The sequence below is a fragment of the Arthrobacter sp. K41 genome (assembly GCF_059089645.1).
Genome location: NZ_JBNHEW010000004.1, coordinates 70,522 through 95,752, shown reverse-complemented (window position 1 = coordinate 95,752; position 25,231 = coordinate 70,522). Strand labels below are relative to the sequence as shown.

The following is a 25,231-nucleotide window of genomic DNA, read 5'->3' as shown; positions in this document are numbered from 1 at the left end:
ACATGTCCCAGGACACTTCCAGCTCCACGGCCACCGATTCAGCAGGTACAGGGAAGAACAGCCAGCAGGGCGACGCCTTTGAAAACCTGCTTCACGAGACCCGCGCATTCCCGCCGAGTCCTGAATTTGCGGCCAACGCTGTTGTCAGCGCCGGCGAATACCAGGAGGCCGACGCCGATCGTCCCGCGTTCTGGGCCAAGCAGGCCCGGGAGCTTTTGACCTGGAGCAAGGACTTTGACCAGGCGCTTGACTGGTCCAACCCGCCCTTCGCGAAGTGGTTCGTGGGTGGCGAGGTCAACGCCGCCTACAACGCGCTGGACCGGCACGTGGAGAACGGGCGCGGCGACCGGGTAGCCATCCACTTCGAGGGCGAGCCAGGCGATACCCGCACCTACACCTACACGCAGTTGACCGAAGAGGTGAAGAAAGCAGCCAATGCCTTCGAGTCCCTCGGCGTCGTTAAGGGTGACCGCGTAGCTGTCTACCTGCCCATGATCCCCGAAGCCGTCATCACGCTGCTGGCCTGCGCCCGGATCGGGGCGGTGCACTCGGTGGTGTTCGGGGGCTTTTCTGCCGACGCGCTGCGGTCCAGGATCGAGGACGCCGAGGCCAAGCTCGTGGTCACCGCTGACGGCACCTACCGCCGCGGCAAGCCCAGCGCACTGAAGACCGCCGTCGACGACGCCCTCGCCAATGACGGCCATACGGTCCAGAACGTGGTGGTGGTCAAGCGCAACGGCCAGGACGTTGACTGGCATGAGGGCCGGGACCACTGGTGGGCGGACACCGTCGAGGCCGCCTCCACCGAGCACACCGCCGTCGGCCACGACTCCGAGCACCCGTTGTTCATCCTCTACACCTCCGGCACCACCGGCAAGCCGAAAGGCATCCTGCACACCACCGGCGGCTACCTCACCCAAACCGCATACACGCACAAGGCAGTGTTCGACCTGCACCCGGACACGGACGTTTACTGGTGCACGGCCGACGTCGGCTGGGTCACCGGCCACTCCTACGTCACCTACGCACCGCTCATCAACGGCGCCACCCAGGTGATATACGAAGGCACCCCGGACTCCCCGCACCAGGGCCGCTGGTGGGAGATCGTGGAAAAGTACAAGGTCTCCATCCTCTACACCGCGCCCACCGCCATCCGCACCTTCATGAAGTGGGGCCGGGAGATCCCGGACAAGTACGACCTGTCCTCTCTGCGCGTGCTCGGGTCCGTGGGCGAACCCATCAACCCCGAGGCCTGGATGTGGTACCGGAAGGTCATCGGCGGGGACCGGACTCCCATCGTGGACACCTGGTGGCAGACCGAGACCGGCGCCCAGATGATCGCCCCGCTTCCCGGCGTCACCGCAGCCAAGCCGGGTTCCGCGCAGGTCCCGCTGCCCGGCATCGCCGTGGACGTGGTGGATGAGATGGGCGAATCCGTACCGGACGGACACGGCGGCTTCCTGGTGATCCGCGAGCCGTGGCCCGCCATGCTCCGCGGCATCTGGGGCGACCCGGAACGGTTCAAGGACACCTACTGGTCCCGGTTCGAAAACATGTACTTCGCCGGGGACGGCGCCAAAAAAGACGAAGACGGCGACATCTGGCTCCTGGGCCGCGTGGACGACGTCATGAACATCTCCGGCCACCGTCTGTCCACGACCGAAATCGAATCCGCCCTGGTGTCCCATCCTGCCGTGGCCGAAGCCGCGGTCGTGGGCGCCTCTGACGAGACCACCGGACAGGCCGTCGTCGCGTTTGTCATCCTGCGTGGGGACGCCGCCAACAACGGTGACGAAACCGTCCAGGAACTCCGTAACCACGTGGGCAAGGAAATTGGCCCCATCGCCAAACCGAAGAACATCCTCGTGGTTCCGGAACTGCCCAAGACCCGCTCCGGCAAGATCATGCGGCGCCTCCTCAAGGACGTCGCCGAAGGCCGCGACCCGGGCGACGCCACCACCCTCTCCGACCCCACGATCATGCAGCAGATCGCGCAGTCGCTTCGAAAGTAGGAGACGGTGGAGGGGAGGCAGTCAACCTCCCCTCCACCGGGCCGGCCCTAGACTGGGAGCAGACCAGTCCACCCAGCATCGAAGGATCCATCGGAATGCTCGCCGTCGCGCGCCATCAGGCCATCCTGGAGGCTCTGCAGCGTGAGCGTGTTGTGCGGGTCTCCGACCTTGCCCAGCAACTCGGTGTTTCATTGATGACCGTGCGCCGGGACATCGAATTGCTCGAAGAGGGCGGGAAGCTGGAGCGGATCCACGGCGGCGCCAAACTTCCGGGGGACGCCGGCGCGCACGAGCCCGGGTTCGAGCTGAAATCGACGCAGCTGACCGCCGAGAAACGCGCCATCGCCTTGGAAGCAGCCGGCCTGGTCCAGGAAGGCATGGCGGTGGGGCTGAGCGCCGGAACCACCACGTGGGCGCTGGCCAAGGAACTGACCAACGGGCCACGGATCACTGTGGTGACCAACTCGGTGCGCATCGCAGACCTGTTCCATCACAGCCCCTCCGCAGGGTCCAGCGGCGCTGCCTCCACGGTGATCCTCATCGGCGGCGAGCGCACGCCGTCGGACGCCCTGGTGGGGCCCATTGCCACCGGTGCGCTGAAGCAGCTGCACCTGGACCTGCTGTTCCTTGGGGTCCACGGCATGGATGCCACCGCCGGATTTACAACTCCCAACCTGCTCGAAGCCGAAACGGACCGGGCATTCGTGGCAGCCGCCCGCAAAACCGTGGTGCTGGCTGACCACACCAAATGGGGTCTGCTGGGCATCAGCTCCATTGCTTCACTCGAGGAGGTGGACGAAGTCATCAGCGATCCAGGTCTCGGTGCCGAAGCGCAGCGCGTCCTCCAGGAGCGGGTGGGCCGGCTGCGGCTTGCGGAGGTTTAGCCGGAAAGGATCAGGCGCACCCGCAGGATTACCTCGCTGAAGCAGCCCTCGGGTACTGAGACGTAAAAATGCACGGCAACCGGGCCTACCCGATAGATTTGCACGCATGACCGAACCCTCTGCATCAGCCAGCCGCGGAACCATCCTGGTAATTAACGGACCCAACCTGAATCTCCTGGGCACCCGTGAACCGGAAAAGTACGGCACGTCCACCCTGGCTGACGTGGAAGAACTGGCTGCCCGGACCGCAGAGGGGCATGGGTTCGCGGCTGAGTGCGTTCAGTCGAACCATGAGGGCGTCCTGCTGGACACCATTCACGCAGCCCGAGGTTCCGCCGTCGGCATTGTCCTGAACGCCGGCGCCTTCACCCACACGTCCGTTGCCCTCCGTGATGCCCTGGCGGCAGTGCAGCTGCCGGCAGTGGAAGTGCACATCACCAACGTGCACCAGCGCGAGGAGTTCCGGCACCACTCGTTCCTCTCGCCGGTCTGCTCGGCCGTGATCGTGGGCGCGGGCGTGTTCGGCTACAAGCTGGCCATCGACTACCTCGCTGAAGTCCTGTAAGCAGCTACTTTTGGATGCACTGCCCGGAGGAAACGGGCGCACTCAGTGACGGCGCCTGCGCTGCCACCGGGTTCAAGTCGTCCATGGTGATCGCAAAACCCATCTCGGCGTCCGACGTTGCCTTGGCGAAGATGACTCCGGCCACCTGTCCTTCGGTGGTCAGCAGCGGGCCGCCGGAGTTCCCGGGCTGGACGTTTCCGGCCAGCCGGTAAATTTCTTCCGGCGAGGGGTTGGTGCCATAGATATCCGGTACCAGCACCGTGGTGATGTCCTGGACGGTGGCCGGCCGGGACTGGAAGGGGCCGCCATGCGGGTAGCCTGCGAACGCGGCCGGGCTTCCGTTGGGCAGGTCGGCGCTCAGGGGCAGCGGCTGGGCAGGCAGGTCGTCCACCGCCAGCACCGCGAGGTCATGCCGGGTGTCGAAGTAGACCACCCGCCCGGGCATTGCGCCACCGGCGGGCATCTCCACGACGGGCTGTGACACGCCCGCCACCACGTGCGCATTTGTTACTACGCGGTCTTCGGAAACAACGAAGCCTGTCCCTGTCTGGTTCTGGCCGCACTGGTAGGCGGTGCCGGCAATTCTCAGGACGGATTCGGCAGCCCTGTTCAGGGCTGGGGTGTCGGTGCTGGCATCCGGCACAGGCATGGTCGGGCCCTGGTCCAGTCCCTCAATCAGGGTAGGAATACCGTTGCCGATCACTGTTGAACGCAGCTGGGCCATGGTGGCCTTCACCGGATCCGGCGTCAGGCCGTCAATGAATCGGATGACCCGCGATTCTGCCAACTGCTGGGAAACAAAGGGGACACCGAGGGAGCTGACGCTGAAGGCCAGCATGGACATGACCAGTGCGGCGACGGCGACGTTGGCTGCACCGCCCACCAGCCGGTCCACGGCCCGGAGAGGCGGAATTCGGACTGCGCCACGGATCTGCCGGCCCATCATCGTGCCGAGGCCATGCCCCAGAACCACCAGCGCGACGGCGGCGGCAATGATGGCGGTAAGCCTCCACCCGGAGTCCTCCACGAAGCCGCTCACCAGGGGGACCGCGAAGAACGCCGCCACCGCTCCTGCAGCGAATCCGGCGATGCCGCCCACTGTGACAAGGAACCCGTTCCGCAGGCCGTAGATCAGGTAGGACAGCAGCACCAGGATCAGGACCAGGTCCAGGACAGTCAAGCCGACCACTAAGGCTCCTTATAAGCAGTTGTAAGCACATTCTAGTGGCGCAGGCTGGCAATCTTCTGTGGGTTCGCTTCCCCCAGGGCGCCCTCCGCTTGGGCGTTTTGGCTGCCAAGTTCGTCACAGAACCTTGAAAATTCTGAAACAATGGCACAAGCGCCACAGCCGACACTTTTATTCAGGAGATTTTATGGACATCGAGGTACTGCGCCGAGCACCACTTTTCGCCACGCTCGACGACGACGCATTCCGTCTGCTGACGGACGAGCTTACCGAGGTGGACCTTTCCCGCGGTGCTTCGGTTTTCCGCGAGGGTGACCAGGGCGACCAGCTCTACTTCATCGTCTCGGGCAAGGTGAAGCTCGGCCGCACCTCCCCGGACGGCCGGGAATCCCTCCTTGCCATCCTCGGCCCGGGTGAGCTCTTCGGCGAAATGGCCCTTTTTGATCCCAGCCCGCGCACTGCCACCGCCACCGCTGTGTCCGAAACCCGCCTGGCCGGGCTGAAGAACGAAAGCCTGAACAACCTGCTGCGCACCCGCCCGGAGGTCTCCGCCCAGCTCCTGCAGGCCCTGGCCCGCCGGCTGCGCCGCACCAACGACTCCCTGTCCGACCTGGTGTTCTCCGATGTTCCCGGCCGCGTCGCCAAGGCCCTCCTGGACCTGGCTGACCGCTTCGGCAGGCCCGCGACCGATGGCGTCCTGGTCGCGCACGAGCTCACCCAGGAAGAGCTGGCCCAGCTCGTCGGCGCCTCCCGGGAAACCGTGAACAAGGCCCTCGCCGAGTTCGTCCAGCGCGGCTGGCTGCGCCTGGAAGCCCGCGCCGTCGTCATCCTGGACATGCAGCGCCTCCGTCAGCGCTCCCGCTAGTCCTACCGCACAGGGCCGCCCTCCGGGGCGGCCCTTTTGCATGCCCGCGGCCGCCCGAAAGCCGGCACCCGCGGCAGGGTGCACCCCACCCGCTCCTTCAGGGCCAACCCTCTACCACTCAATGCCGCTTTCCAGGCAACGCTCTATCACTCAATGCCGCGTTCTAGGCAACCCTCTATCACTCAATGCGGCTTTCCAGGCAACCCTCTATCCGATCCTGCTTGATGATTTCCGGTAGTGAGAGAGCGTCGCAGGAAAACCTGCCGCAAATGAGAGAGCGTCGCAGGAAAACTTGCCGAAATGAACTGCTCTCCTGAAGTTGGACTGAGAAATTCAGTTTTCGACTTCCGGGGAGCAGTTTCATGCGTGCTAATAGTTCTTTGTCTGAGGTCCAGCGTGAGGCCGCGGTAGCGTGGTTTGAGAAGGGCGTTGGGTACCGGGCTGCGGCTCGTTTGCTTGAGGCGCCTTGTGTGCCGGTCAGGGCACTGTATGGGCGGTGGAGGATTCATGGTCAAGGAGTGCTGGTGAGTAAGCCGGCAAAGTCGTACTCGTTTGAGTTCAAGCTGGCGTTAGTGGAGCGGTTCCTCGCGGGTGAGACCGGCCCGGACCTGGCTGTGGAGGCGGGCTTGTCCTCGCGTCAGGTGCTGCAAAAGTGGGTCCGGGCGTATCGCCGTGATGGTGCGGAGGCATTGCGTCCCAAGGCCAAAGGCAGGCCGGCGAAGTCCGCGGCCCCACCTCCACCGGCCGAGTTATCTGAACTGGAACGGTTGCGCCGGGAGAACGAGCGGCTCCACGCGGAGGTGGCGTACCTGGGAAAACTGCGGGCCTTGAGGGATCAGGGACGACACTGAAGGTCCAGGCCGTCGTTTCCCTCAAGGCTGACTACCCTCTCCCGGTCCTGCTGGAGATCGCGGGCCTGGCCCGCTCAACGTTCTTCTATCACCAGGCCCGTCTCCAGGCCCCGGACCCGAAAGAGAAGCTTCAAGCGGCGGTCACGGAGATCTTCGAAACGAACCATGGCCGGTACGGGCACCGGCGGATCCATACGGAGCTACTCAAGCAAGGGTGGACGGTTGCGAAGAAGACCGTGCTGAAACTGATGCGCTCACTTCAGCTGCTCTGCAAGGTCCGGCGCAGGAAGCGCTACAACTCATACCAGGGCGATCAGGGCAGGATTGCCCCAAACCTACTGAATCGGCAGTTCGAGGCCGATGCCCCGAACCAGAAGTGGGTGACCGACGTGACCGAATTCAGCGTCGGGGACCGGAAGCTCTACCTCTCCCCGGTCATGGACCTCTTCGACCGGCAGATCATCTCCCACGCCATCAGCACGTCCCCGAACCTGGCGCTTACGAACACGTCGCTGAAGGAGGCTCTGGCCTGCCTCGAGCCCGGCCAGCAGCCGCTCGTGCAATCGGACCAAGGCATCCAATACCAGCACCTCACCTGGCGAACCCTCCTCAAGGACGCCGGCGCTGTCCAGTCGATGTCCCGAAAGGGCAACTGCTACGACAACGCGGTGATGGAGAACTTCTTCGGCCACCTCAAGGAAGAACTCTTCCACCGCGTCCGGTTCCTGAGCACCGAGGCCCTGGCAACGGCGCTGAACGAGTACATCCGCTGGTACAACAACGAAAGAATCTCCACAAAGCTCAAGGGCCTGAGCCCGGTGCAATACCGGGCCCAGGCCCTCGCGGCCTAGAATCCCACTTAGCCAGTCCAACCTCAGGGGACCAGTTCAAAATGAGAGAGCGTCGGAGTGGACCTGGAGGGCTGCGACGGCGGACATTAGCTACGGCTACGAGGACCACCGTGGTTCTTGAGCGGTAAAATTGGGCCTAGAGGTGCATGGCGATGTCCGTAGCTATGGCTGTTGTGCTGATCGTGTTGGCCCTGGCGTCAGTTGCCGCGGTGGTCGGCACGGTGGTCCTGGTGGTCAAGGACGGCCGTGGGCAGATCCCGCTCGAACCGTCCATCCAGCCGTGGACCGCCGGAAACCTTCCCAGCCGCCCGTACTCCACGCTCCGCCGGATCTAGCGTTCGCGCTGGGGGTCCCCCGCGACGGTCTTCGCGGCTTCGACTTCGAGCTGCAGCCTTCCGTCTTCTTCCACGAGCCGCGGCTGGTACACGTGGGCCTTGCGTTTGTAGCTGAGATAAGCAATGCAACCGTTGGCCGCAGCCATCTTTTCCAGCATGATTTCGGAACCGGGCACCAGGAGCTCGCCGAGGGTGCGGCCCACGGTGTTTTCCTGTTCCACCTCGTCGCCGAGTTCTGTGGTGTTACGCCCGGCGATGACGCTGGCCGCGTTCACCCATCTGCCCCACACGCCTTTGCCTTCCAGCAGCGTGGGCTGCTGGTTCAGGGGCACAGTGGCGGCAAAGTAGCGGGTGTCGAACCTGCGGTGTGCGAAATCCGGGCTGCGCCAGTTCACGAGGGACTTGAGCAGGTCTGTCCGGACAGAAAGCCCGCGCTTGGCCAGGACCTCCGGAAAGGTCTTTTCCTGCTCGGCGACAGCAAGGCGCGCGCGCATGTACTCCGGCGTGGACGTGGCCTCGACAGTGCTTGCCATGTCGGCACCGGCCAGCAGTAGGCCGGTTTCCTCGAACAGTTCCCGGATGGCGCCCAGCACGTGGCGCCGCGCCAGCCCGACGTCGTCCGTTCCCATTTGCTCAGCCCACTGCTGCGGCGAGGGGCCCAGCCAGCCGACGGGGTCGTCGTCGGCAGCGTCGAGGGACCCGCCGGGGAACGCGAGAACCCCCAGCGGCGAGGAGCCGGGCCGGTAGCCCAGCCATGTTTCCAGGCCGGTGGGGGAATCACGCAGCAGGACAACGGAGGAGGCGAGCCGTGCGGCCCGCGGGGTCCGTTCGCCGTGTTCGAGCCAGCTCTGCGCTGCCCCTTCAAGATCCTGGGGCAGGGCAAACAGTCGTCGGGCGAGCTGAGGCAAAGGAAGCGACCGGTCCTAGCTGAATTCTGCGATCAGTTCGACTTCCACCGGAGAGTCGAGCGGCAGGACTGAAACGCCGACGGCGGAGCGGGCGTGCTGGCCTGCGTCACCGAGGACGCGGCCCAGCAGTTCCGAGGCACCGTTGATGACACCGGGCTGCCCGGTGAAGGAGGGGTCGGAGGAGACGAATCCCACAACCTTGACGATGCGCGTAATCCGGTCCAGGTCCCCGATGACGCTTTTCACAGCCGCCAGCGCGTTCACGGCACAGATTCCGGCGAACCGCTGCGCATCCTCAGGGGAAACGGTGGGTTCGTCCGCAAAGCCTTCGGTACCGACGGAGACCTTGCCGGTGGCTTCGAGCTTGCCGTTGACGAAGGGCAGCTGGCCGGAGGTGTAGACGTGGCTGCCGGAAATAACTGCCGGGACGTAGGAGGCTACCGGTGCGGCAACTTCAGGAAGTGTGATTCCCAGCTCGGCGAGGCGCTGCTCAACGGCCGAAACTGGAGCGGCGGAGGTGCCGGAATGGGCTTCTGCAGAGGCGCTCATGCTACTGCTTCTCCCTCTTCAGGTAGGCAACAAGGCCGTTTCCGTCCGGCCCGGGGACTACCTGGACAAGCTCCCAGCCGTCATCTCCCCACTGGTCCAGAATCTGCTTTGTGGCATGGATGATGAGCGGAATCGTGGCGTACTCCCATTTGGTCATGAGAGAAAGACTAGTCCTTGCCGGTAAAGTGGAAAACATGGCGACTCGTAAGAACCCATTATTCGACACTGCCACCACCCTTGGAAAGATCCTAGTCTTCCTTGGCGTGAGTGCTATTTGCGGTGTCCTGGTAGCTGGCCTGCTGGTCCCCGCGGCAGCGGTTTCAGGCAGCGCAGCCAGCGGTTCGATCGAGTTCTTCGACACCCTCCCGGCGGAGCTGAAGGTTGATCCGCCCAACCAGACCACCCGCATCCTGGCCGCGGACGGCAGCGAGATCGCCAGCGTCTACAAGGAAAACCGCACCAAGGTTGCCTTGGACCAGATCTCGCCCTTCGTTAAAGAGGCTGTCATCGCCGTCGAGGACAGCCGTTTTTATGAGCACGGCGGGGTGGACACCACGGGTATCCTCCGCGCAGTGGTCAGCACCGCACGCGGTAACCGGCAGGGCGCCTCAACCATTACGCAGCAGTACGTAAACAACGTCCTCAACTCCAACCTCGCCGCAGAGGGCCGGGACGAGGACATCAAACTCAATGGCGTGAACAAGGGTGTGGGCGACAAGCTTCGCGAAATGAAGCTCGCCATCGCCCTGGAAAAGGAGTTCAGCAAGGAGCAGATCCTTGAGGGCTACCTGAACATCGTCTTCTTCAACCGTGACGCCTACGGCATCGAAGCCGCGTCCCGCTTTTTCTTCAGCACCACCGCCAAGGACCTTAACCTGCCCCAGGCCGCGCTCCTGGCCGGGCTGGTCAACAGCCCTTCTGCATTCGACCCCATCAACAACCCCGAGAACGCCAAGCAGCGCCGCGACCTGGTGTTGAGCCTGATGCTGAGCCAGGGAAAGATCACCCAGGCCGACCACGACGCCGCTGTCGCCACTCCCGTGGAAACCAAGGTGACCCAGCCCAAGCAGGGCTGCGCGTACGCTTCCACCGCTCCCTACTTCTGTGACTACGTCCTCCACTTGCTGGAGAACAACCCTGCTTACGGCGCAGAACTCGATGAGCGGAAGCGCCTCATCTACGGTGGCGGCCTGACCATTACCACCACACTGGACCCCAACGCACAGGCAGTAGCCCAGGAGCAGGTCAACGCTTCCGCCGGCGCCAACCCGGACAAGTGGGGCGCGGCCATGGTTTCCGTGCAGCCCAACAGCGGCAAAATTGTCTCGATGGCCCAGAACACCACGTTCCTGCCGGCAGAAGGCTCCTTCGATTCGCAGGTGAACTTCAACGTGGACAAGCTGGACAAGGACGGCAACGACCTTAACGGCCTGGGCGGCGCACAGCCTGGCTCCACCATGAAGCCGTTCACGTTCGCGGAGTGGCTCAACGAGGGCAAGTCCATGAACACCGTGGTCAACGCAGCCCAGCGCCGGTACCCGTTGAACTTCCCGTGGCGCAACTCCTGCGGCCAGGTCACCGGTGCCTACAACACCGCGCAGAAAACCCTGGGTGCTGCCGATGACCTGCAGAACGCCGAGCCGCAGTGGTACCGGCCCCTGTCTGTCCTCGAGGGCCTCTACAACTCCATCAACACCGTCACCTTCGCTTCGGCCTCGCAGCTGGACTTCTGCGGCATCCAGAAGATTGTTGACGCAACAGGTCTCCACGGCGGGCTTCCGGCCGACGGTGACCCGAACCCGAAGATCAACATGTCCACGCTGGCCAACCTGCTGGGTTCCACCCAGACCGCGCCGCTGACCATGGCCAGCGCCTTTGCCACCTTTGCGAACGACGGCAAATTCTGCGAGGCCATCGCCATCACATCCGTCACGGACCAGACCGGGAAGCAACTCCCGGCACAGTCCACCAGCTGCCGGGACGCGGTAAAGCCGGAAGTTGCCCGCGGCGTGAACTATGCCCTGCAGGAAGTCCTCAACCGTGGATCCGGTTCGTTGATCCAACCCCGGATCTCCACCCGCACCAATTTCCCGATCGGCGCGAAGACCGGTACGTCCAACAACAACGGATCCACCTGGGTTGTTGGACACACCACCGGTTTGGCCACGGCTGCCTGGTTCGGTGACGCACTGGGTGCCCAGGACCGCTCTGGCCAGAACATCACAGTCAACGGGAAGTTCTACAAGGGCATCGACGGTTACATGATCGCCGGGCCCATGTTCTCCAACTTCATGTCCCGGGTTGCACCTGCGTTCGGTACCGAGCCCTTCCCCGCACCGCCCGGCAACCTCTTGAACGGAGGCGGCGGCGGTACCACTGCGCGGACTCCCGCAACCACTGCCCCGCAGGCCCCCCAGGCGCCTGCAACGGCGCCGGCCGCCACACAGCCGGTCCCCGCTCCCGCCCCGAGCAACAATGGGAACGGCAACGGAAACGAAAACAATGACGATTAGCCCGATGACCTCAACCAGTGCATTGGCCAGCCGCGCCCGGAGCATCGGGCGCGGCTTTGCCGTAACCGCAGGAGCCGGGACCGCGGCGGGAATGGCCGCCTTCGGGTATGGCCTGTGGGAGAAGAACCAGTTCGTCCTCCGCGAAGAGACGCTGGACATCCTCCCCGCCGGGCAGGCGCCGTTCCGCGTCCTCCACCTGAGCGACATCCACTTTGTCCCCGGGCAAAAGAAGAAGGCCGCCTGGCTGGAATCCCTGGCCGGCCTTGAACCCGATTTGGTGGTCAACACCGGGGACAACCTCAGCCACGCCAAGGCCGTGGATCCGCTTTTGCAGGCCCTCCGCCCCCTCCTGGAATTCCCCGGCGTCTTTGTCCCCGGCTCGAATGACTACTTCGCCCCCAGCCTGAAGAACCCCGCTGCGTACCTCCGGGGGCCGTCGAAGGCAAAGCCAAAGCCCGTGGTGCTGGACTGGCCACGGCTGCGTTCGGGCTTTGGCATGGGTGGCTGGGTGGATCTGACCAACCGTCACCAGTCCGTGGTCCTGAAGGGCATACGCTTTGATTTCTCGGGCGTGGATGATCCCCACCTGGATCGCGAACGCTACGCGGGCTGGCCCCGGGGCACTGTCAACCAAAACGCCACGCCCCACCTGAAGGTCGCCGTCGTCCACGCCCCCTACCAGCGCGTGCTGGACCACTTCACCGAGGACGGCGCGGACCTCCTGCTCGCCGGCCACACCCACGGCGGCCAGCTGTGCCTCCCCGGCTACGGCGCCATCGTCTCCAACTGCGACCTTCCCACCTGGCGCGCCAAGGGACTCAATGACTGGCAGAGCAACGGAAGTACGACGCCGGTGAACGTCTCGGGCGGTATCGGTACCTCCCGCTTCGCCCCGGTCCGCATCGCATGCAAGCCCGAAGCGGTCCTGCTCACCCTTACCTCGCCCAACTGACTGCTTACCGCGCAGCGCTGTGAATGGCCAACCCCTGAGCGCAGCGCACGTGCCTGTGAATCAGCTCACGCCATGACATAGGGTAGTTGCTACGGGAAACTACATTCGTTTTAGAGCCGAGAAGCGGGCATGGCCAAGCAAACTTCATTTTTTCGATCCATCAGCCGTCTCTACCCCCATGTCCGGCCGATCATCCCCCGGCTTCTTCTGGGGCTTCTGTGCGCACTCCTGGCCAGCGTTGTTGCCCTGGCCATCCCCCAGGTGCTGCGGGTCCTCATCAATGAATCCCTCCAGCCGGGAGGCACCCCAGAAGCGGTCTGGATTCCGGCCGCCGTCATCCTGGTGCTCGGTGTGGCGGAAGCCGGGCTGGTGGCCCTTCGCCGGCAGTTCGTCATCAACCCTGCCACTTCGGTGGAGACCGGGCTGCGGGTTTCGCTGTATGACCACCTGCAGGACCTGACCGTCTCCTTCCACGACCGCTGGGGGTCCGGCCAACTGCTCTCCCGTGCCATGACGGACCTGAACTTGCTGCGCCGCTGGATGGCCTTCGGTGCGATCATGCTGGTGGTCACCACCCTTACGGTCATTATCGGCATCGGGGTCATGTTCGCCATGAGCTGGCAGCTGGCCCTCATTTTCCTGGCCGCCGCCGTGCCCATCATGGCTTACAGCTTCCGGTTCCGGACCCGCTTCAGCAGGGTGGCGCGCCGCGGCCAGGACCAGGCCGGCGACCTTGCCACCACCGTTGAGGAGTCCGTCCACGGGATTCGCGTCCTCAAGGCCTTCGGACGCAGCCGGGAAGCCCTTGAGAACTTCGAGGAACAAGCAGAAGAACTGCGCCAAACGGAGATCGACAAGGCGCGACAGCAGGCAACCTTCACCCTGGTGGTCACCCTGCTGCCCGAACTCGCCCTTGGCGCCGGACTGGTAGTGGGCGTGATGCTGTGCGCCAGCGGCCAGCTGAGCATCGGCGCGCTGGTGGCTTTCTTTGCTACGGCAGCCGTCATCGCCTCCCCCGTTGAGTTCTCCGGCATGCTGCTGGCCATGGCCCTGACCGCCAAAAGCGCCGTCGACCGTCACTTCGAAGTCATGGACACGGCCAACAGCATCACCAGTCCCCCGGAGCCCCGGCGGCCCAGCCAGCTCGCCGGCGCCCTCCGCTTCAACAGCGCCACCTTCGCCTTTGAAGACGCTCCGGACAAGCCGATCCTGAAGGAGATCAACCTTAACCTCCGGCCCGGCGAAACCATGGCCCTGGTAGGCATCACCGGAAGCGGCAAGAGCGCCCTGATCCAGCTCGTCCCCCGCCTGTATGACGTCACGGACGGCTCCATCACCATCGACGGCGTGGACCTGCGGGAATTCGACGTGGAGGAACTCCGCCGCATCGTCGGAGTCGCCTTCGAGGACACCACCCTGTTCTCCAGTTCGGTCCGCGACAACGTCCTCCTGGGCGCCCCGGTCCGCACCGAGGCGGTCCTCGAGGAGGCGCTGGACGTGGCCCAGGCGCACTTCGCCTACTCCTTGCCCGAGGGCCTGGACACCCTCATCGGCGAGGAAGGCCTCAGCCTGTCCGGCGGGCAGCGGCAGCGCATCGCCCTGGCCCGGGCCATCGCCGCACGCCCGCGTGTGCTGGTGCTGGACGATCCGCTGTCCGCCCTGGATGTCCACACCGAGGAACTTGTCGAAACACGGCTCCGCGCCGTGCTGAAAGACACCACCACTCTGATCGTGGCCCATCGGCCGTCCACGGTGGCGTTGGCAGACCGGGTGGCCCTGCTGGAAGAAGGCCGCATCACTGCCGTGGGTACCCATACAGAGCTTCTGGCGGACAACGACCACTACCGCTACGTCATCGCAAGCCTTGACCAGGAACCGCGAGACCTGGACTCCGAGCTGTCGGAACTCAAAGATGCCGGAATCCAGGCAGAGGAAGTGACCCGATGAGCACGGCAACCTTCGGTACCGCCAACGAAGACAACGCGCACCTGAGCAAAAGCGACAGCAAAGCCGTACGACGACGGTCGCTGGCACTGCTGCGTTCCCTCATCCGCCCTGTACGGCTGCGGTTCTGGCTGACCATAGCCACGGTGGTCCTCTCCCAGGCGGCCCGGGTGGCAGGTCCGGCACTGATCGCCTTTGGCATTGACCATGCACTGCCCGCCCTGCGGGCCGGTGACAACCTGCCCCTGGTGCTCACCGGCGTCGCCTACCTGCTTGCCGCAATTGCGACGGCGGGACTCACCGCCCTGTACGTGACGTCCACGGCGAGGTTGAGCCAGGCCATGCTGCTGGACCTGCGCCTCCGGGTCTTCCGGCACACCCAGCGGCTGAGCCTTGAGTTCCACGAGAAATACACGTCCGGCCGGATCATTGCCCGGCAGACCTCAGACCTGGAAGCCCTCCGTGAGCTTCTGGATTCCGGAGTCAGCTCACTGGCGTCCGGCCTGCTGTTTATGATCTTCACCGCGATTACCGTGTTCGCCCTTGACTGGCGCAGCGGCCTGCTGGTGCTGGCCGCGGGGGTGCCGATGTTTTTCCTGGCCCGCTGGTACCAGAAGCACTCCCAGATCGCGTTCCGTGAATCCCGGGTGGTGTCCGCCCGGCTGATCGTGCACTTCGTGGAAACTATGACCGGCATCCGGGCAGTGAAGGCGTTCCGCAAGGAGCGGGAGAATGCCCAGAGCTACGGGAAGCTCGCGGAGGACTACCGCCTCGCTACCGTCCGCTCCATCAACCTCAACGGGATTTTCCAGCCGGGACTGGTGCTGATCGGCAACGTCTGCGTTGCCGTGGTGCTGCTCTTCGGCGGATTCCGCGTCCTCACCGGCGATCTTGCGGTGGGTGTGCTGCTGGCGCTCATCCTCTCCACCAAAAGATTTTTCCAGCCCGTGGACCAGATGGCCATGTTTTACAACTCGTTCCAGAGCGCACAGGCAGCGCTGGAAAAGGTGTCCGGACTCCTTGAGGAGATTCCCACGGTCCGGCCGCCCGAGAATCCTGTGGCACTGAAGAGTGCCCAAGGGGCTATCGCCTTCAAGGATGTGGAATTCCGCTACGGGGACGGGCCGTTGATCGTCCCCCAGCTGAACCTGCACATCCCGGCGGGCCAAACCGTTGCCCTCGTGGGCCAGACGGGAGCCGGAAAATCCACGCTGGCGAAGTTGATCGCCCGGTTTTACGATGTGTCCTCCGGTTCCCTCACCCTTGATGGCGTGGATCTCCGCAGCCTTAGCACCACAGACCTGAGGCGGAACGTCGTCATGGTCACCCAGGAGGCTTTCCTGTTCAGCGGTTCGGTGGCAGACAACATTGCCCTGGGCCGGCCGGAAGCGTCCCGGGCCGAAATTGAGGAAGCAGCCAAGGCAGTCGGCGCGCACGAGTTCATCCTTGAGCTCCCGAAGGGCTACGACACGGATGTCAACAAGCGCGGCGGCCGGGTGTCCTCGGGCCAGCGCCAGCTCATCAGCTTCGCCAGGGCGTTCCTGGCCCGCCCGGCCGTGCTTATCCTGGATGAGGCAACGTCCTCGCTGGACATTCCTTCGGAGAGACTGGTGCAGACCGGCCTGGCCCGGCTCCTGGCTAATACAGATGCTGCCAGAAGGACCGCGCTGATCATCGCGCACCGGCTCTCCACCGTCGAGACGGCGGACCGGGTGCTGGTGGTACATGACGGCCGGATTGTTGAAGACGGTTCGCCGGCAGAACTCATCGACGGCGGCGGACGCTTCGCCGACCTGCACGGCGCCTGGAAGGACTCGCTGGTCTGACCGGCAGCGGCTGCTGCGGATTTCGCATCAGGGACCCGCATCGGCTATCCTTGTAAAGTTGCTTTTGCAGCGGATCGGGATGTAGCGCAGCTTGGTAGCGCGCTTCGTTCGGGACGAAGAGGTCGCAGGTTCAAATCCTGTCATCCCGACCAAACAGAAGAGGGTCTCCACACGGAGGCCCTCTTTTTGCATCGGCGACTGCCCGGCGCGACGGTAACTTTGCGGTAAAGGGAAAGGCCCCGGAGCAGATGCTCCAGGGCCTTCCCTCGCCTCCTGTTATGAGGAAAGCTATTAGACTGGGTTAGGCCAGTTGCCCGTGTACGTAATGTACGCGGTGTCCGTGCTCTTATCCTTTTTGACCGGCTCTGACACCGGGTTGGGCCAGTTGCCGGTGCGTGCACTGATGCTTGTGCCATCCGCCGGGGAACCGGCTGACAGTACGGCCGGAGCCGCAGCAGAGAAAGCCAGAGCCCCAGCTAAAGCGGCGGCGGCTGCAATCTTCTTCAACATATTAGTTCCTCTATACGAGTCGGATTCGTTACAAAGCCAGCACTGTCCTTGTTGACACCCATTGTAAAATGTTTTCCACAGGGACTGTCAAGCACGTGATTTAAAAAGGCTGTGCAGAAGAGGAGGAATCCCGTGGGCAACGGATTCGGCGAGAAGCTGCGCGCGGAGCGGCTCGAACGAGGACTGACACAGGCCGAACTGGGCAAGGACCTGTATTCACCCAGCTATATCTCACTGCTCGAGACAGGCCGGCGGGAACCCACGGCCGAGGTTATCGAGGAATTGGCCCGGCGGCTTGAGCTTGCACCTAAGGCGCTGGAAGCCTGGAGTCAACCCGTCACCGCCAGTGACGCTGAGTACGTCCTTGCGGGCCTCTACGCCCGGCAGGCTTGGGACCTCAGGGACTATCCATTGGCAGCAAGCCATGCAGCAACCGCAGCAAAATTGGCGCTTGAGGGCCGCAACACCAGCGCCTGGTGGAATATGACTTACATGCAGGCCGAATGTTTGTTAAGACACGGTGACTTGCAGGACTGCCAGCAGATTGTCGAGCGCCTGGTGGAGCATCCTATGGCCAGGGAGTCTGTAGGACTGGGCGTCCGTGCATTGCAGATGCTGTCCGCCGTGCTGCAACGGAAGGGCCAACTCTCAGCCGCTGTGGACCAGGCAATGGAAGCAACGAAGCTGGCGGAGCAAATGCCAACGAGTTCCACAGTCGTCACGGGCGCTTTGCGGGTCCTTATCGGCGTCTTGGCAGAAAGCGGCCGGCTGGATGAGGCCTGGAAATACTGCCGCCAGCTCATCTCCCAGGTAGATGAACATGCCATGGCGCAGCTTGCCGGCGAAGTAGCCTGGGTCGTGGGCAATGTCGCCTTCATGCGGCACGACTACACCGAGGGCGTCAAGCAACATGAACGGGCAGCGAAGCTCCTCTCCCCGGCCAACGACATCGAAATGTGGGCCAGGTTCAATAAAGCGTCCGCTGCGGTACGCCTTCAGTCCGGGATTGTTGAACCCGAGACACTGTCAGCAATCGAGCGCGCCGAACTAGCGTTCTCCATAGTGGGTGGTACAAAAAGCGATGAGTTGGAGGTTGCGTTCATCCGAGCGCGGTGGCTCTACCTGACGGGCGACATCGTTGCGGCTATCGAAAAGCTCCGTGAAATTCACGGGCAGCCTGATGCCCTCGCCAAGCACACAGCGGGCGAGGTTTCGCTCTTGCTCGGCAAATCACTCAAGGCGGCCGGTGAGTTGAACGAAGCAATGACCTTCCTTCATGAAGCGCAAAAAGCCTTCAGTTCAGCCGGAGCCCAGGACCTCGTCCAACAAGCCCTAGACGCGATCCTGGAGATAAGGCTGACTCAAGAAAGGGCGGCGGCAGGCGCCAAGGCCAGTTAGGCAGCACCATCCGCCGGGAGCAGCTGGGGCTCCGTCCGGCGAAGGGATCAGGCGAACGTCCGCCCGGTCAGTTTCTCGAAGGCCTCCACGTAGCGGCTGCGCGTCCGGTCAACAACGTCAGCAGGCAGCGCCGGCGGAACGGTATCGGAAGCCTTGTCCCAGCCGGATTCAACCGATGTCAGCCAGTCCCGGACGTACTGCTTGTCATAGGACGGCTGCGCCTGTCCCGGCTGGTACGTAGCAGCGTCCCAGAACCGTGATGAATCAGGCGTCAGGACCTCATCGCCCAGGGTGATGGAGCCGGAGACGGCGTCGTAACCGAACTCCACCTTGGTGTCGGCGAGGATGATGCCCCGTTCGCGAGCAATCTCCTCGGCCTTGGTGTAAATCTCCAGGGTGAGCTGGCTCAGCCGCCCGGCGATGTCGTCGCCCACCATGGCCACGACGGCGTCATACGTGATGTTCTCGTCATGCTCGCCCACCTCGGCCTTGGCTGACGGGGTGAAGATGGCCCGCTCCAGGCGCGAACCGTCCACCAGGCCTTCGGGCAGCGGGATGCCGCACACTGTCCCGGCGGCGTTGTACTCCAGCAGGCCCGAGCCCGTGAGGTAGCCGCGGGCAATGCACTCCACCGGGAACATGTCCAGCTTCTTGCAGATCATTGCGCGGCCCTCCACGGCGGCCGGCACACCGTCCTCCACTGTTGAGGCCAGGACGTGGTGCTCAACGTCCAGCTGGTCGAACCACCACAGGCTCAGCTGGGTAAGGATCCGCCCCTTGTCCGGAATCTCGCTGGTGAGGACATGGTCGAAGGCACTGATCCGGTCACTGGCCACCACCAGCACGCAGTCCCGGCCCACCCGCTGCCGGACCGAATCGTCGGCCGGTTCGTAGAGGTCACGGACTTTGCCGGAGTAGACGTGCGTCCAGCCCGGCAGGTCCAGGGCAGTAGTTTTGAATCCGCGTGCTGCAGGATTGTCGCTCATGCTAAGCCTTCGCTTTCGTTACAGGCAGGGATCTGGTCGACGCGGACGGGACCTTGATCTCGCCACGGGCAGCCTTGCCACCGATGTCCGTCCGGAACTGCGAGCCTTCCAGCTGAACCAGCTCCACACCGTCGTATGCTCTTTCACGCGCTTCCACCAGGTCGCTGCCCAGCGCGACGACAGCGAGCACGCGGCCCCCGGCTGAAACCACTTTGCCGTACTCGTCAAAGGAGGTGCCTGCGTGGATCACGTGCACGCCTTCCAGCTCTTCCACCTTTTTCAGCCCGCGGATCCGGTCGCCGGTGCGTGGGGTGCCAGGGTAGTTCTCCGATGCGACGACGACTGCGACGGCTGTCTCCTTTGCCCAGCGCAGCTCTTCCGCCTTGTCCAGTTCGCCCTTAGCGGCTGCGAGCAGCAGGGCGCCGAGGGGCGTCTTGAGCCGGGCCAGCACGGCCTGGGTTTCGGGATCGCCGAAACGGACGTTGAATTCGATGACGCGGGTGCCGCGCGAAGTCAGCGCGAGCCCCACGAACAGCACGCCCACGAACGGGGTGCCGCGGCTGGCCATCTCGTTGACCGTGGGTTGGGCTACCCGGTCGATGACCTCCTGGACAAGGCCTTCAGGGGCCCACTCCAAGGGGGTGTACGCGCCCATTCCACCGGTGTTGGGCCCTTCGTCATTGTCGAAGATCCGCTTGAAGTCCTGGGCCGGTGACAGCGCCACCGTGTTGTGGCCGTCGCAGAAGACAAAGAGGGAGACCTCGGGACCGTCCAGGAACTCCTCGATGACCACCGAGCCGCCGGCGTCGAAGCAGGACTGCGCGTGCGCCATGGCTTCGTCCCGGTTCCTGGTGACCACCACACCCTTGCCGGCAGCGAGTCCGTCGTCCTTCACCACGTAGGGTGCGCCGAAGGTGTCCAGGGCAGAAGCCGCTTCCTCAGTGTTCGTGGCCACCATCGCCATGGCTGTGGGCACGCCGGCCTCCGCCATGATTTCCTTGGCAAACGCCTTTGACGCTTCGAGCTGCGCGGCCGCCTTGCTGGGACCGAAGACCGGAATGCCGGCTTCACGGACGGCGTCGGAGACTCCAGCTGCCAGCGGCGCTTCCGGGCCGACCACCACGAGGTCCACGGCCAGCCTGGTGGCAAGGGCGGCGACGGCGTCGGGATCGTTGCTGTTGATGTTGTAGGTGGGAACCAACTTGCTGATACCCGCATTGCCGGGAGCTGCGTGGACCTCGGACACGTTGGGATCGGCGAGCAGGGAGCGGACAATAGCGTGTTCGCGGCCTCCGGGGCCGATGACGAGTACCTTCACAGTCTCCAAGGGTACTTTGTGCACCCTGCCCGGTCCTAAGCTGTGTCAGTCCCGGAAAAACAATCCCCAGGCCGGTCCGCTCCGAACCTATGCCATGGAAAAGCTTCGGAACCGGCTCAAAAATCCCACCACCATGGCAGCGCTGGCAGGTATGGTGTCTGCCGCCGTCGTCCTGGCCGTGGCTGAGCTCGTGGGAGCCTTCTTCACCGCGCGCGCCACACCCTTGTTCGCGCTGGGTTCGACGTTCATTGACTTCACGCCGTCGTGGCTGAAGGATTTTGCGATCGCCACATTCGGCACTAATGACAAGGCCGCGCTCTTCGTGGGCATGGGCCTGACTATCGCCGTCCTGGCGTGCGTGCTGGGCGTGGTGGCATACAGGCGGTGGGCGTTGGGGGTTTTGGGGGTCCTGTTCATGGGTGCGGTGATTATTGCCAGTGTGCTGACCCGGGCAGGCGTGGGGCCTGCTGATGCTGTCCCTTCGCTGGTGGGGACACTCGCCGGCCTGGCCGCCCTGCGGTTCCTGATTGTGCTGCTGCGGAAGCCGGCGGTTCGGCCGGGGGTTGACGCTGACCTTGCCAGGGACGTCGCCGGGACCAGCCGCCGTCGCTTCTTCGCCGCAGCGGGGATCACCGCAGCCGGGGCCGGAATTGCCGCCGCCGGCGGCCGCCTCCTGAGTGCAGCCCGCAGCAACATCGCGCAGGCGCGGGACGCCTTGCAGCTTCCCGCACCGGCAAAGCCCGCTGCAGCGGTTCCGGCCGGAGTCCAGTCACCGGTGCCGGGCGTGGCCCCGTGGGTGACGCCCAACGGCGAGTTCTACCGCATTGACACGGCGCTCAGCGTCCCGGAGATCAATGCGGACGAGTGGGAGCTTCGCGTGCACGGGCTGGTGGAGGAAGAAGTCCGGCTCACGTTCCAGGACCTGCTCGACGCCGAGCTCATCGAATCGCACGTCACGCTCACCTGTGTATCCAACCCCGTGGGCGGGAATCTCGCGGGCAACGCCAAATGGCTGGGCCTGCCCATCCGCGAGGTGTTGAAGCGGGCAAAGCCGAAGGATGGGGCGGACATGGTGCTTTCAACCTCCATCGACGGCTTCAGCGCCTCCACCCCGCTCGAGGTCCTGCAGGACGACCGTGACGCCATGCTGGCCATCGGCATGAACGACGAGCCGCTCCCGCTCGAACACGGCTACCCGGTACGGATGGTGGTTCCGGGACTGTACGGGTTCGTCTCCGCGACCAAGTGGGTGGTGGACCTCGAAGTCACCAGGTTCGCAGACAACAGGGCCTACTGGACCGAGCGCGGATGGTCGGAGCGCGGACCCATCAAGACCATGGCCCGCGTGGACGTCCCCAAGTCCTTCGCGAAAGTCCCGGCCGGAAAGGTCGCCGTCGGCGGCACGGCCTGGGCCCAGACGCGCGGTATTACCAAGGTGGAGATCCAGATCGACAACGGGGACTGGGTGGCAGCTGACCTGTCCACCGAGGCATCCCTGGTGACGTGGCGCCAGTGGTCCTATGAGTGGGACGCCACACCCGGGCCCCATTACATCAAAGTCCGTGCCACCGACGGTTCCGGTGAGGTGCAGACGGACCAGCGGGCGGATCCCGTTCCGGACGGTGCCTCCGGCTGGCAGTCGGTCATGGTCACCGTGGAGTAGCCCGCCAACCGGCAGGCAGGCCCATAGACTGGCACCATGCCGCATAATCCGCACGCCACCTTCACCGTGGACTCCGCCGTCGAACTGGCCGTGATTGAGCGCAGCGGCTTCGTGGAGTCCCGCCACATCGGCTCCGCCGTCCTTCTGGCGGCGGACGGGACAGTGGTCACGGAGCTTGGCGACATCAACACCCCTATTTTCGCCAGGTCAGCCCTGAAGCCATTCCAGGCACTGGCCTCGATGCAGTCCGGGGTGCCCCTCCGCGGCGCCCAGGTTGCCCTCGCCTGCGCGAGCCATGTGGGTTCCCTGGACCATATGGACGTGGTGTCCGGGATGCTCAAGGCCGCCGGTGTCCGGGAGGACCAACTGCAGTGCCCCGAGGCCTGGCCGCAGGATGAAACGGCGCGCAACTGGCTGGTGCGCTCCGAGCGCGGCAAGTCCAGGCTGGCGTTCAACTGTTCGGGCAAGCACGCAGCTTTCCTGTGGGCCTGCACGGAAAACGGCTGGGACACCGACAGCTACCTGGAGCCCAACCACCCTCTGCAGCAGCGGGTCCGCACGGTTATCGAGGAGTACACGGGCGAGAAGATCGCGCACCTGGGGATCGACGGCTGCGGTGCGCCTGTGGCGGCGGTCTCCCTCAAGGGGCTGGCACGGGGTTTCTCCCAGTTGGCCAAGGCGCCCGGCGACCAAAGTTTCAGCGCCCGTGCCGCCACCATCGCGACGTCGATGCTTGATTACCCGTGGGCGGTTCAGGGCCGGGGCGAGGCCAACACCCTGGTGATGGACGAGCTGGAGGTCATCGCCAAGGTGGGTGCCGAAGGTGTCCTCGCCATGGCCACGCCGCAGGGTGTTTCCGTGGCCGTCAAGATACTGGACGGGAATACCAGGGCCACCTCCCTGGTGGCCCTGACGCTTCTCGCAGCTGCCGGCGCCGTGGAAATCCCGGGGGTTGCGAGCGTTCTGGAGAAAGTGGTGGAGCCGGTGCTGGGCGGCGGCCGTCCCGTGGGACAGATCAGACTGGGCCCGGCGGTTTCGGCGCTGCTGGACTGAGGAAGGTACCCACAGATTTTCCCGTGGTACCCGCGCTGATTCTGTCGCAAAGCCTTGGCGCGGTAGCCTGATGGCCGTCCCCACATAACCCGCACCGTAAGAAAGCCGGAAACATGCCTGTTGCCCGCCGTCGGATCGATATCGAAGAGGGCGCCGCTGCGGTGGAGGCGTGGCGTAAAGCCGCGGAGCCGTCGTCGAACGTTCGAGTCCCGCGGGCACTTTTGGCCACCGCGGTGAGGTACACGCTTGAGGAAGTCACCGCGCGGGCGCCGGGCAATTCGGTGGAGGTGCGGGTCCCGCCCTTCGGCGTTACGCAGTGCGTGGAGGGACCGCGGCACACGCGCGGCACCCCGCCGAACGTGATTGAGTGCGACGCCGCCACCTGGCTTGCGATGGTGACCGGCGAGTTGAGCTGGGGCGAGGCAGTAGCGGCGGGCAAGGTGGCCGCTTCAGGCCTGCGCGCGGACCTTTCGGCGCTCCTGCCCCTCTAGGGTTCAGCCGCGGCCGATAAACGGCATGCCCGCAGCCGTCACCACTACTGACCCCACGCTGGCAGAGGCCGGCATGTTGGCCATCATCAGCACTGCCCGGGCTGCATCCTCAACGGGAAAAGTGGGTTCAACCCGGCGGCTGCCATCCGCCTGGAGCGCCCCGTCCCCCACACCGATGGTGTCCATGATCTCCGTGGCCGTGTTGCCGATGTCGATCTGCCCGCAGGTGATGCCGTAGTCCCGGCCGTCCAGCTCGATGCTTTTAGTCAGTCCGGTCAGGGCGTGCTTCGTGACGGCATAAGCCACCGTCCGGGGCCGGGGCGAGTGCGCGGAGATGGAACCGTTGTTGATGATCCGGCCGCCCTGCGGATCCTGCGACTTCATAGCCCGCACGGCGGCCGCAGCACACAGCATCGAGCCGGTGAGGTTCACCGCCACGGTGGCATCCCAGTCGGCCAGCGAGATCTCGTCCACGCTGGCCGCCGGCCCAAAGATGCCGGCGTTGTTGAACAGCAGGTCCACCCGGCCCCACTGCCGGCGGGTGGCCTCGAAAAGCTGCTCGACGTCGTTGGGCCGGGTGACGTCGCAGGTCACCGGAAGTGCGTTTCGGTGGCCGTCCGCCGTCTCCATTAGTTGCTGTTCGCGCCTCCCGGCAAGGGCAACGGCGAAACCATCAGCCAGGAGGTCGCGGGCCACTGCCCGGCCGATGCCGGATCCTGCTCCGGTGACCACGGCCACGCGTTCGGGGGGCTGGGGTTGGTTCAAGCTCTTCTCCTCTTGGCCGCTGCGCAGCACCTTTGCCCCAATGTAAGGGGTTGCCGCCTACAGCGAAGCCGGCACGCCTGTGTTGTTGAGCGGCCAGCCTATGACGGTCTTGGGCCGCGGTGCAGCGTAGGTCCGGACCTTGGATGTGGACAAGCGCATGCGGACGAGGGATTCGGCGATGGCGACGGCGGACGCCACGCCGTCCACCACCGGGACGCCCGCACGTTGCTTGATCTGTTCGTCCAGGCCGGCCATGCCGCCGCAGCCAAGCACAATGACTTCCGCCTTGTCCTGGCTTACTGCGAGCATCGCCTGGTTGATGATGGCTTCCACTGCGCGTTCGGGTTCTTCCTCAAGTTCCAGGACTGCCATGCCGCTGGCCCGCACCGAGGCGCAGCGGGCATCCAGCCCGGCAAGCTTGAGTCGATCCTCGATGAGCGGAACGGTCCGGTCCAGGGTGGTGACCACGGAGTACTTGTGGCCCAGGAACATGGCGGTGCTGGCTGCTGCCTCGGTGATGTCCACCACCGGAACGTCCAGCAACTCCTGCAGCCCTTCACGTCCGTGCTCCCCGTACCCTGCCTGTACTACGGCGTCGAACGGTTCCGGGTAACGGGTCACGGCATCCATTACGGCGATGGCGGCCAGGTAGCTTTCAAAGTTTCCTTCGCAGGAGTCCGCGCCGAACCGTGGCGTTATGCCAACGATTTCCGTGCCGGGGGCGGCGATGTTCCGGGCTGAGGCGGCGATGGAGTCCGTCATGGACGCGGTGGTGTTGACGTTCGCAACGAGTATGCGCATCGAAG

Annotated in this window: 23 protein-coding genes and 1 tRNA gene; 16 read left to right on the top strand and 8 right to left on the bottom strand. The window is 64.5% G+C overall.

Annotated features, from left to right (window positions below):
• The first annotated feature begins 2 nt into the window (after positions 1-2).
• The 3 genes from acs (at position 3) to aroQ (ending at position 3,461) form a co-directional block, all read left to right on the top strand.
• Entirely contained in the window at positions 3-2,012 is a 2,010-nt protein-coding gene (gene acs, locus AC5RTE_RS11050; protein WP_494041738.1) for an acetate--CoA ligase, read from the top strand.
• Positions 2,013-2,107: 95 nt separating this feature from the next.
• Complete coding sequence (locus AC5RTE_RS11045) at positions 2,108-2,896, top strand: DeoR/GlpR family DNA-binding transcription regulator (protein ID WP_494041442.1); 789 nt, start codon at positions 2,108-2,110, stop codon at positions 2,894-2,896.
• Between the two features lie 106 nt (positions 2,897-3,002).
• Positions 3,003-3,461: a type II 3-dehydroquinate dehydratase gene (aroQ, locus tag AC5RTE_RS11040; protein WP_494041441.1), complete on the top strand. Its 459-nt coding sequence runs from the start codon at positions 3,003-3,005 to the stop codon at positions 3,459-3,461.
• Positions 3,462-3,465: 4 nt separating this feature from the next.
• Here aroQ and AC5RTE_RS11035 read toward each other — a convergent pair whose 3' ends face one another.
• A complete protein-coding gene (locus tag AC5RTE_RS11035; RefSeq protein ID WP_494041440.1) occupies positions 3,466-4,650 on the bottom strand; it encodes a MarP family serine protease in 1,185 nt (394 codons plus the stop codon).
• A 184-nt stretch (positions 4,651-4,834) separates the two neighbouring features.
• On the opposite strand from AC5RTE_RS11035, the gene AC5RTE_RS11030 reads away from it, so the two are divergent.
• The 4 genes from AC5RTE_RS11030 (at position 4,835) to AC5RTE_RS11015 (ending at position 7,549) form a co-directional block, all read left to right on the top strand.
• Positions 4,835-5,512: a Crp/Fnr family transcriptional regulator gene (locus AC5RTE_RS11030; protein WP_009359192.1), complete on the top strand. Its 678-nt coding sequence runs from the start codon at positions 4,835-4,837 to the stop codon at positions 5,510-5,512.
• A 524-nt stretch (positions 5,513-6,036) separates the two neighbouring features.
• Entirely contained in the window at positions 6,037-6,363 is a 327-nt protein-coding gene (locus tag AC5RTE_RS11025) for a transposase (protein ID WP_494041439.1), read from the top strand.
• Positions 6,360-7,214: an IS3 family transposase gene (locus tag AC5RTE_RS11020; RefSeq protein ID WP_494041737.1), complete on the top strand. Its 855-nt coding sequence runs from the start codon at positions 6,360-6,362 to the stop codon at positions 7,212-7,214. Before AC5RTE_RS11025 ends, AC5RTE_RS11020 begins: the two co-directional genes overlap by 4 nt.
• Positions 7,215-7,366: 152 nt before the next feature.
• Positions 7,367-7,549 (top strand): hypothetical protein, encoded by a 183-nt coding sequence (locus tag AC5RTE_RS11015; protein WP_494041438.1) that lies wholly within the window; start codon positions 7,367-7,369, stop codon positions 7,547-7,549.
• Here AC5RTE_RS11015 and AC5RTE_RS11010 read toward each other — a convergent pair.
• The 3 genes from AC5RTE_RS11010 to sp36 are packed head-to-tail and all read right to left on the bottom strand — an operon-like array spanning position 7,546 to position 9,163.
• On the bottom strand, positions 7,546-8,457 hold the full coding sequence (locus AC5RTE_RS11010) for an NUDIX hydrolase (RefSeq protein ID WP_494041437.1): 912 nt from the start codon (positions 8,455-8,457) through the stop codon (positions 7,546-7,548). The genes AC5RTE_RS11015 and AC5RTE_RS11010 overlap by 4 nt on opposite strands.
• Positions 8,458-8,472: 15 nt before the next feature.
• A complete protein-coding gene (locus tag AC5RTE_RS11005) occupies positions 8,473-9,006 on the bottom strand; it encodes a RidA family protein (RefSeq protein WP_494041436.1) in 534 nt (177 codons plus the stop codon).
• Position 9,007: 1 nt separating this feature from the next.
• Positions 9,008-9,163, bottom strand: coding sequence for a Sp36 family protein (gene sp36, locus AC5RTE_RS11000; protein ID WP_003797879.1), 156 nt, complete (start codon positions 9,161-9,163; stop codon positions 9,008-9,010).
• A 37-nt stretch (positions 9,164-9,200) separates the two neighbouring features.
• On the opposite strand from sp36, the gene AC5RTE_RS10995 reads away from it, so the two are divergent.
• From AC5RTE_RS10995 to AC5RTE_RS10970, 6 genes are all read left to right on the top strand, one after another.
• Positions 9,201-11,519 (top strand): transglycosylase domain-containing protein, encoded by a 2,319-nt coding sequence (locus AC5RTE_RS10995; protein ID WP_494041435.1) that lies wholly within the window; start codon positions 9,201-9,203, stop codon positions 11,517-11,519.
• A gap of 4 nt (positions 11,520-11,523) precedes the next feature.
• The gene (locus AC5RTE_RS10990) at positions 11,524-12,471 is read left to right on the top strand and encodes a metallophosphoesterase (protein ID WP_494041434.1); all 948 of its coding nucleotides are present in this window, start codon (positions 11,524-11,526) and stop codon (positions 12,469-12,471) included.
• Positions 12,472-12,600: 129 nt separating this feature from the next.
• Positions 12,601-14,418 carry an ABC transporter ATP-binding protein gene (locus AC5RTE_RS10985; RefSeq protein WP_494041433.1) on the top strand — a complete coding sequence of 606 codons (1,818 nt, stop codon included), beginning with the start codon at positions 12,601-12,603 and terminating at the stop codon, positions 14,416-14,418.
• Positions 14,415-16,241, top strand: coding sequence for an ABC transporter ATP-binding protein (locus tag AC5RTE_RS10980; RefSeq protein WP_494041432.1), 1,827 nt, complete (start codon positions 14,415-14,417; stop codon positions 16,239-16,241). The genes AC5RTE_RS10985 and AC5RTE_RS10980 overlap by 4 nt, the downstream gene beginning before the upstream one ends.
• Before the next feature lie 75 nt (positions 16,242-16,316).
• Positions 16,317-16,393 (top strand) — tRNA-Pro (locus tag AC5RTE_RS10975).
• A gap of 490 nt (positions 16,394-16,883) precedes the next feature.
• The gene (locus AC5RTE_RS10970; RefSeq protein WP_494041431.1) at positions 16,884-18,149 is read left to right on the top strand and encodes a helix-turn-helix domain-containing protein; all 1,266 of its coding nucleotides are present in this window, start codon (positions 16,884-16,886) and stop codon (positions 18,147-18,149) included.
• A 47-nt stretch (positions 18,150-18,196) separates the two neighbouring features.
• Here AC5RTE_RS10970 and AC5RTE_RS10965 read toward each other — a convergent pair whose 3' ends face one another.
• Both AC5RTE_RS10965 and purD read right to left on the bottom strand, forming a co-directional pair.
• On the bottom strand, positions 18,197-19,135 hold the full coding sequence (locus tag AC5RTE_RS10965) for a phosphoribosylaminoimidazolesuccinocarboxamide synthase (protein WP_494041430.1): 939 nt from the start codon (positions 19,133-19,135) through the stop codon (positions 18,197-18,199).
• Position 19,136: 1 nt separating this feature from the next.
• Complete coding sequence (gene purD, locus AC5RTE_RS10960; RefSeq protein ID WP_494041736.1) at positions 19,137-20,453, bottom strand: phosphoribosylamine--glycine ligase; 1,317 nt, start codon at positions 20,451-20,453, stop codon at positions 19,137-19,139.
• Positions 20,454-20,547: 94 nt separating this feature from the next.
• On the opposite strand from purD, the gene AC5RTE_RS10955 reads away from it, so the two are divergent.
• The 3 genes from AC5RTE_RS10955 to AC5RTE_RS10945 all read left to right on the top strand — a co-directional run bounded on the left by AC5RTE_RS10955 (position 20,548) and on the right by AC5RTE_RS10945 (position 23,660).
• Complete coding sequence (locus tag AC5RTE_RS10955; protein ID WP_494041429.1) at positions 20,548-22,116, top strand: molybdopterin-dependent oxidoreductase; 1,569 nt, start codon at positions 20,548-20,550, stop codon at positions 22,114-22,116.
• Positions 22,117-22,152: 36 nt separating this feature from the next.
• Complete coding sequence (locus AC5RTE_RS10950) at positions 22,153-23,169, top strand: asparaginase (RefSeq protein WP_494041428.1); 1,017 nt, start codon at positions 22,153-22,155, stop codon at positions 23,167-23,169.
• A 113-nt stretch (positions 23,170-23,282) separates the two neighbouring features.
• A complete protein-coding gene (locus tag AC5RTE_RS10945; protein ID WP_494041427.1) occupies positions 23,283-23,660 on the top strand; it encodes a sterol carrier family protein in 378 nt (125 codons plus the stop codon).
• Positions 23,661-23,663: 3 nt separating this feature from the next.
• Here the strand turns inward: AC5RTE_RS10945 and AC5RTE_RS10940 are convergent, their stop codons facing one another.
• A complete protein-coding gene (locus tag AC5RTE_RS10940; RefSeq protein WP_494041426.1) occupies positions 23,664-24,425 on the bottom strand; it encodes an SDR family oxidoreductase in 762 nt (253 codons plus the stop codon).
• A gap of 57 nt (positions 24,426-24,482) precedes the next feature.
• Entirely contained in the window at positions 24,483-25,226 is a 744-nt protein-coding gene (locus AC5RTE_RS10935; RefSeq protein WP_494041425.1) for an aspartate/glutamate racemase family protein, read from the bottom strand.
• Positions 25,227-25,231 lie beyond the last annotated feature (5 nt).